This is a genomic window from Streptococcus sp. A12 (assembly GCF_905372335.1).
Classification (GTDB): domain Bacteria; phylum Bacillota; class Bacilli; order Lactobacillales; family Streptococcaceae; genus Streptococcus.
In genome coordinates, this window is record NZ_CAJPOU010000063.1 from 1 (window position 1) to 6547 (window position 6547).

Genomic DNA, 6547 nt, shown 5'->3' on the forward strand with positions numbered 1-6547 from the left:
AGTTCTTCTGTCTCATCCACCGCAAAACCAAACATGAGACCTTGGTCTCCTGCTCCAATCAGATCAAGTGGATCTTGGTCTGCATTTCCACGCACTTCCAAGGCTTCATTAACCCCTTGGGCAATATCTGGTGACTGCTCAACAAGTGATGGGTGAACTCCCACCGTCTCTGCAGAAAAACCATACTCTGTATTGGTATAACCAATCTCTGCAATGGTATCACGAACCACACGGTTAATATCGACATAAGCATTGGTTGAAATTTCACCGAAAACATGTACTGAACCAGTATAAACAGCTGTTTCAGCAGCCACGTGCGCCTCTGGATCTTGCTCTAAAATAGCATCCAAAATAGCATCTGAAATTTGGTCTGCAATCTTATCTGGATGCCCCTCAGATACAGATTCAGACGTGAATAATTTACGTTCTGACATAAAAATGTCCCCCCTTAAAAAATATTGTTATAGAGTTACAAAGAACTGGTAGATGCTTTCTACCACCTTATCGGGACCATATAACCAAACTATTATATCACGATTTTGCACCAATATTCCTATTTTTATAAAAAGAAAAAGATATAGTTTGAAACTATATCTCTTGTAGTTAAACCGCTATCCATCCCTAGTCCTTACAGTAGCAAGGTTCCTATTAAGACAAGGATAGTGGAAATGATAGATGGAATTCGAAATAGAAACCAATCCGGATCACCAGCTAAAAACATAGAGATGAAAAAGAAAGCTACAGAGACAAATAGAATCTCCTTACTGGCGAATATCCTTCCAATGCCAAGCAGGACTGTAGCAATAATATAAGAAATCAGATGTAATCCGAAAAAGAATAGGAAGGCAATTGCCCATCCTCCGACCATCAGAGCACTGCCTATAAACAGTCCAAGATAGCCGATGTTTAGGAAAAATACAAAAGTTAGAATCCCTGTATTAGGAGCAGGTTTTTCTTGGCCTTGAACCGTCATTAGTGGCTGAACTGGATTTTCTGGACCTTGTTCCATCGTTGGTGACTGAACAGCCCCCTCAGGTATATTATTATGCTCTTTGTTTGATTGATACTTTGGATCTTGATCTGTCATCTTTATCCCTCCTCTTTTACAAGTTTAAGTTATTTGGCGTTTCTTACTCCTATTATACCGCATTTGATGATTCATTTCATCGGCTATGATGAGTGATAAATTTTATCTATCATCTTGATAAATTATCCATATTATTCAAATGATTTTTTTCGTGTTACAATGACTTTATTATTTTCTAATCAGTAAGGTAGCATTTCTTTTTTCCTTGCTCATTAGAGAGGAGGAAATCATTTTTGGATTGGTCAATTGTTGAACAATATTTTCCACTCTACCAGCAGGCCTTTTTCTTGACCTTACACATCGCTGTATGGGGAATTTTAGGTTCATTTCTTTTAGGACTGATTGTCAGTATCATCCGACATTATCGTCTACCGATTTTAAGTCAACTAGCTGGCTGTTACATCGAACTTTCTCGAAATACACCGCTCTTGATTCAGCTCTTCTTCCTCTACTTTGGCTTGCCAAGGATAGGTATCGTCCTTTCTTCAGAAGTCTGTGCAACCATTGGTCTCATCTTTTTAGGGGGTTCCTATATGGCTGAGTCCTTCCGAAGCGGTCTAGAAGCTGTCAGTCAAACCCAGCATGAAATCGGTCTCTCCATTGGGCTAACACCCAGACAGGTCTTTCGCTATGTGATCCTACCACAAGCGACCGCAGTGGCTCTGCCTTCCTTTAGTGCCAATGTCATTTTCCTGATTAAAGAGACTTCTGTATTCTCTGTAGTCGCTTTAGCTGACCTCATGTATGTCGCAAAAGATTTGATCGGACTCTATTACGAGACAGATATCGCCCTGACCATGTTGGTCATTGCCTATCTACTTCTCTTACTACCGATTTCACTTCTCTTTAGTTGGATAGAAAGGAGATTACGCCATGCAGGATTCGGGAATTCAAGTACTCTTTCAGGGAAATAATCTCCTTCGGATACTCCAAGGCTTGAGCGTAACCATTGGGATTTCCATTATCTCTGTCTTCCTATCCATGATCCTTGGAACTTTACTCGGAATCGTGATGACTTCTCATTCAAAAGTCATTCGTCTGCTCACTCGCTTTTATCTGGAATTCATTCGGATCATGCCCCAGTTGGTCTTGCTCTTTATCGTATACTTCGGTTTGGCCCGCAATTTCAACATAAACATTTCTGGTGAAAGTTCAGCCATTATCGTCTTTACCCTTTGGGGAACGGCTGAGATGGGGGATTTGGTTCGAGGGGCCATCACTTCTCTTCCAAAACATCAGTTTGAAAGTGGACAAGCCTTAGGATTAAGCAAGGTTCAACTATACCGATACATTATCATCCCACAGGTTCTCAGACGATTGCTTCCACAAGCTATTAACCTGATTACCCGTATGATTAAGACAACCTCCTTAGTGGTCCTCATCGGGGTTGTAGAAGTTACCAAGGTCGGCCAACAAATCATCGATAGCAACCGCCTGACCATCCCAAACGCTTCTTTTTGGATTTATGGAACCATTTTAGTCTTGTACTTTATTGTCTGCTTCCCTATTTCCAAATTAGCAGGACAGTTAGAAAACCACTGGAGGAATTAATATGTCTGAAACCATTTTAGAAATTAAAGACCTAAAAAAATCCTTTGGAGACACTCCTATCCTCCAAGGACTTTCCCTCAAGGTTCAAAAAGGGGAGGTCGTGGTGGTCTTGGGGCCTTCTGGTTGTGGTAAGAGTACCCTCCTTCGTTGTATCAACGGCTTAGAAACTATCCAAGCTGGCGATATCATCTTGGATGGTCAATCCATTACCAAAAACCAAAAAGACTTCCACCTGGTCCGACAAAAGATTGGGATGGTCTTCCAAAGTTATGAACTCTTCCCCCATTTAGACGTCCTCCAAAACTTGATTCTTGGTCCTACAAAAGCTCAAGGACGAGCTAAAGAGGAAGTCATCAAGGAAGCAGAAAAGTTACTGGAACGGGTCGGTCTCTTAGAGAAGAAACATAGCTACGCAAGACAGTTGTCTGGTGGACAGAAGCAACGGGTAGCCATCGTCCGCTCCCTCCTCATGCATCCAGAAATTATCCTCTTCGATGAAGTGACAGCCTCTCTAGACCCTGAGATGGTCCGGGAAGTCCTAGAACTCATCAACGACCTGGCCCAAGAAGGACGGACCATGATTCTGGTGACCCACGAGTTACAGTTCGCACAAGCCATTGCCGATCGGATCATTTTCTTGGATCAGGGTAAAATTGCTGAAGAAGGAAGTGCTCACTCCTTCTTTACCAACCCACAAACCCAACGAGCACAAGAATTTTTAAATGTATTTGACTTTAGCCAATTTGGCTCATATCTATAAAGGAGATTTTTATGAAATTCATTAAACCAATTTTAGTTCTTTTTACCTTCGCTCTCGCTTTGCTCTTTATCACTGCATGTGGCTCTAGCAAGTCATCATCTTCTTCTACCGGCTCTAAAGCTCGTACCATTGAAGAAATCAAGAAAAGTGGCGAGCTTCGTATCGCAGTCTTTGGAGACAAAAAACCTTTTGGTTATGTTGATAATGATGGATCATACCAAGGTTACGATATCGAATTAGGAAACCAATTAGCTAAAGACCTTGGTGTCAAACCGAAATATGTATCAGTGGATGCGGCTAACCGTGCGGAATACTTAATCTCTAATAAAGTGGATATCACCTTAGCCAACTTCACTGTAACAGATGAGCGTAAGAAACAAGTAGACTTTGCCCTTCCTTACATGAAGGTTTCACTCGGTGTCGTGTCTCCTAAAGATAAGGTCATCACAGATGTGAAACAATTGGAAGGAAAAACCTTGATCGTAACCAAGGGAACTACTGCTGAAACCTACTTCGAAAAGAACCATCCAGAAGTGAAACTTCAAAAATATGACCAATACAGCGATGCCTATCAAGCTCTCCTAGATGGACGTGGCGATGCCTTCTCAACAGACAACACAGAAGTTCTTGCCTGGGCCCTTGAAAACAAAGGATACGAAGTTGGAATTACTTCACTTGGTGATCCAGATACGATCGCACCAGCGGTTCAAAAAGGAAACAAAGAACTCCTCGATTTCATTAACGATGACATTAAAAAGCTTGGAAAAGAAAACTTCTTCCACAAAGCTTATGAAAAAACTCTTCACCCAACCTACGGCGATGTTGCAAAAGCGGATGACCTCGTTGTTGAAGGTGGCGAAGTGAAATAACAAATAAAGACTCTATCGCAATGATAGAGCCTTTTTTCTTGTCAAAAACTGTTTTTCTTAGTATCCTTTGGTCGTTTCACCCAAAAGAAAGTACCTAGTAGGACATCGATGGCTAAACAGACAGAGAGGACCTGTAGTGGCCACAGCAAGCCATAAACAGCTGATAGCCCGTAGAAAATACATGCAGAAGCCCAAAAGATTCGAGAATCTATCGCCAAAGCGAACTGGGTTGAGACAAAGCCGATGGTGAATAGGATCAAATGGATACTCGTTGCATAAAAAATTATGAAGGCAAAAGGGCCGGTTAAGATGAGTCCGACGAAGCCCAAGCCATAATAAGTAAGACCGAGCCATTTTGGAAGAGCAAAGAGATAAGAATAAAGAGACGATGCATTTCCTTCAGTGGTTAATTCACCGTTAACAGGCTCTCTAGAGGTCTCAAGTGACTGCTGGCTATTGTTTTATCTTGCTCAACCGTCATATCCACTGTAGGTTTCTCCTGCCCAGCCTCTAAGTCCTTTGTTACAACTCCTTCTCCCCTGTCGCCCGATTGGTTCCCAAATAACATAACAAGAGGAGCGATGACTAATTTTTCTTTCATCAAGACGAATACATTAGGATGGCCGTATCGTTTTGGGTAAGAAAGTAAATCGGACAATAAGGAAGAAGATTCCTTATTTCCGGAGATTACTTCGTCTGAGCTTCTTTGACTTTCTAACCGCTCACCTGCCTCTTCTTCATTTCCACATGCAGCACCTTCTTGGTCCGAAAGGGAGCTTGACCGAGTCCCAAAGAGCTCTGCAAACTTTCCTTCTGTCTATATACCAAATAAAGGGAAATGACAGAATGGTAAAAAGGAATGGGTGCAGTCGTCTTTAAAACAAGGAGGTCTAGCATGACAGAAGAGAGATAGTAACAACCATAAAGGCAACTGAGCACAAATAGGACCTTCTGATTCTTAATGATGAGGAAACTAGACAACAAGATGATAAGCAGGACTTCTTGATCCACACCTTCAAATAATCTCCAGTAAAAGTCAGATTTTGAATGATCCAATATATTCCACAAGCGTAGGACAACAGGAATCCGATCTACCAATTGTAAGATACTGATCCCCAAGGAAACCAACGGAACGATTGGATACCAGGTTCCTTCCTGACCAACCAAAGAACGAAGACGAGGCCACTCCACCTTATTAATCATTATCAAGACAATCGCTAAGGTTGGAAGTTGAGAAAGTCTCATCACCACCTCCGTACCAAACAAAGCAATAGGAACCTCTTGTGGCCAAAAGATGCTGAGAACTAGGAAGAGAGCGTATATAAGAAGCCCTTCCTGCTTCCCCTGGTCTTTCCAGATTTTTACTGTGAGAAAGAACTTGAATAAGTAGCCATAAAAGAATCTGAAGGATTGACAACCAGATGATAGAGGGATTCTCTCCATTTCCAGGCTCTCCGGATAAGAGCATAAATACTTGAAAAAGAGCTCCAAGAACCTGGACTAGTAAGAGAATGAGGTAGCAAATTTTACGGTTCATCACAATCTCCTTCCTCTAGACGAATCAGTGAAGCGTGAACCAAAAAACGAGCTTTCTTTTTAATTGTAGCTAGTGAGACAACAAGCCATTCTTAAATAAAGTCTGCCTCTGCAATAGCTTCTTTGACCACTTCCAATGGAAGATGAACTAGCTCTACTTCTTTTTCACGGTAGAGATATTGAGCATACTCATCGATGCGGTATTGATGAATATAAACTACCCGCTTGCAGCCTACTTGAAGCAGCTGCTTGGTACAGTTGAGGCAAGGGAAATGGGTCACATAAGCTGTGAAACCTTTGGGAATCCCTCGTTCCGCTCCCTGTAAAATCGCATTGACCTCTGCATGGAGGGTCCGAACACAGTGTCCCTCCACCATGAGGCAGTCATGATCCAAGCAATGCTCCGTACCAGAGACAGAGCCATTGTAACCCGTCGCAACCACCTTATGATCCTTGACCAATACAGCACCCACCTTGGCCCGCTTACAGGTTGCCCGATTCGATATTAACAAAGCCTGTGCCGCAAAATACTCATCCCAAGCTAATCGTTTATGTCCCAAAGTCTTGTCCTCCTTCAAAAACCTTCTATTTTTTTTCATTATAGCACGAAATCAGCAAGAAAAAAAGATGACACTGTCACAGCCGATTCCTTCACTCAAAGAAAAAGAGATCCATGCGGATCTCTTTATTAATTATTTACCAAGTTTTGCTTTAGCTGCATCTGCAAGAGCTGTGAAAGCTGCT

General features: G+C 42.0%; 9 protein-coding genes. 4 read left to right on the top strand and 5 right to left on the bottom strand.

Annotated elements, in window-relative coordinates:
• A partial coding sequence (locus QZ158_RS07230; RefSeq protein ID WP_293887115.1) for an S-adenosylmethionine synthetase N-terminal domain-containing protein occupies positions 1-434 on the bottom strand: 434 nt, incomplete at its 3' end.
• A 194-nt stretch (positions 435-628) separates the two neighbouring features.
• Positions 629-1087: a hypothetical protein gene (locus QZ158_RS07235; RefSeq protein WP_293887117.1), complete on the bottom strand. Its 459-nt coding sequence runs from the start codon at positions 1085-1087 to the stop codon at positions 629-631.
• Between the two features lie 233 nt (positions 1088-1320).
• Here QZ158_RS07235 and QZ158_RS07240 point away from each other — a divergent pair, with 233 nt between their 5' ends.
• From QZ158_RS07240 to QZ158_RS07255, 4 genes are read left to right on the top strand one after another with little or no spacing between them, the layout of a single operon-like run.
• Positions 1321-2001, top strand: a complete 681-nt coding sequence (locus QZ158_RS07240) for an amino acid ABC transporter permease (RefSeq protein WP_293887119.1) — start codon at positions 1321-1323, stop codon at positions 1999-2001.
• On the top strand, positions 1961-2638 hold the full coding sequence (locus QZ158_RS07245) for an amino acid ABC transporter permease (RefSeq protein WP_293887121.1): 678 nt from the start codon (positions 1961-1963) through the stop codon (positions 2636-2638). Before QZ158_RS07240 ends, QZ158_RS07245 begins: the two co-directional genes overlap by 41 nt.
• Before the next feature lies 1 nt (position 2639).
• On the top strand, positions 2640-3398 hold the full coding sequence (locus QZ158_RS07250) for an amino acid ABC transporter ATP-binding protein (RefSeq protein ID WP_293887123.1): 759 nt from the start codon (positions 2640-2642) through the stop codon (positions 3396-3398).
• Between the two features lie 11 nt (positions 3399-3409).
• The gene (locus QZ158_RS07255; RefSeq protein WP_293887125.1) at positions 3410-4267 is read left to right on the top strand and encodes a cysteine ABC transporter substrate-binding protein; all 858 of its coding nucleotides are present in this window, start codon (positions 3410-3412) and stop codon (positions 4265-4267) included.
• A gap of 406 nt (positions 4268-4673) precedes the next feature.
• Here QZ158_RS07255 and QZ158_RS07260 read toward each other — a convergent pair whose 3' ends face one another.
• The 3 genes from QZ158_RS07260 to QZ158_RS07270 all read right to left on the bottom strand — a co-directional run bounded on the left by QZ158_RS07260 (position 4674) and on the right by QZ158_RS07270 (position 6363).
• On the bottom strand, positions 4674-4925 hold the full coding sequence (locus tag QZ158_RS07260) for a hypothetical protein (RefSeq protein WP_293887127.1): 252 nt from the start codon (positions 4923-4925) through the stop codon (positions 4674-4676).
• A gap of 56 nt (positions 4926-4981) precedes the next feature.
• Positions 4982-5512: a hypothetical protein gene (locus tag QZ158_RS07265; protein ID WP_293887129.1), complete on the bottom strand. Its 531-nt coding sequence runs from the start codon at positions 5510-5512 to the stop codon at positions 4982-4984.
• Between the two features lie 383 nt (positions 5513-5895).
• The gene (locus QZ158_RS07270; RefSeq protein ID WP_006597396.1) at positions 5896-6363 is read right to left on the bottom strand and encodes a cytidine/deoxycytidylate deaminase family protein; all 468 of its coding nucleotides are present in this window, start codon (positions 6361-6363) and stop codon (positions 5896-5898) included.
• Between the last annotated feature and the right edge of the window lie 184 nt (positions 6364-6547).

What these genes read in the sequence shown, in the direction of transcription:
- QZ158_RS07265 (WP_293887129.1), bottom strand. Translation starts at nt 5,512, where the DNA reads ATGAGACTTTCTCAACTTCCAACCTTAGCGATTGTCTTGATAATGATT.
- QZ158_RS07235 (WP_293887117.1), bottom strand. Translation starts at nt 1,087, where the DNA reads ATGACAGATCAAGATCCAAAGTATCAATCAAACAAAGAGCATAATAAT.
- QZ158_RS07245 (WP_293887121.1), top strand. Translation starts at nt 1,961, where the DNA reads ATGCAGGATTCGGGAATTCAAGTACTCTTTCAGGGAAATAATCTCCTT.
- QZ158_RS07255 (WP_293887125.1), top strand. Translation starts at nt 3,410, where the DNA reads ATGAAATTCATTAAACCAATTTTAGTTCTTTTTACCTTCGCTCTCGCT.
- QZ158_RS07250 (WP_293887123.1), top strand. Translation starts at nt 2,640, where the DNA reads ATGTCTGAAACCATTTTAGAAATTAAAGACCTAAAAAAATCCTTTGGA.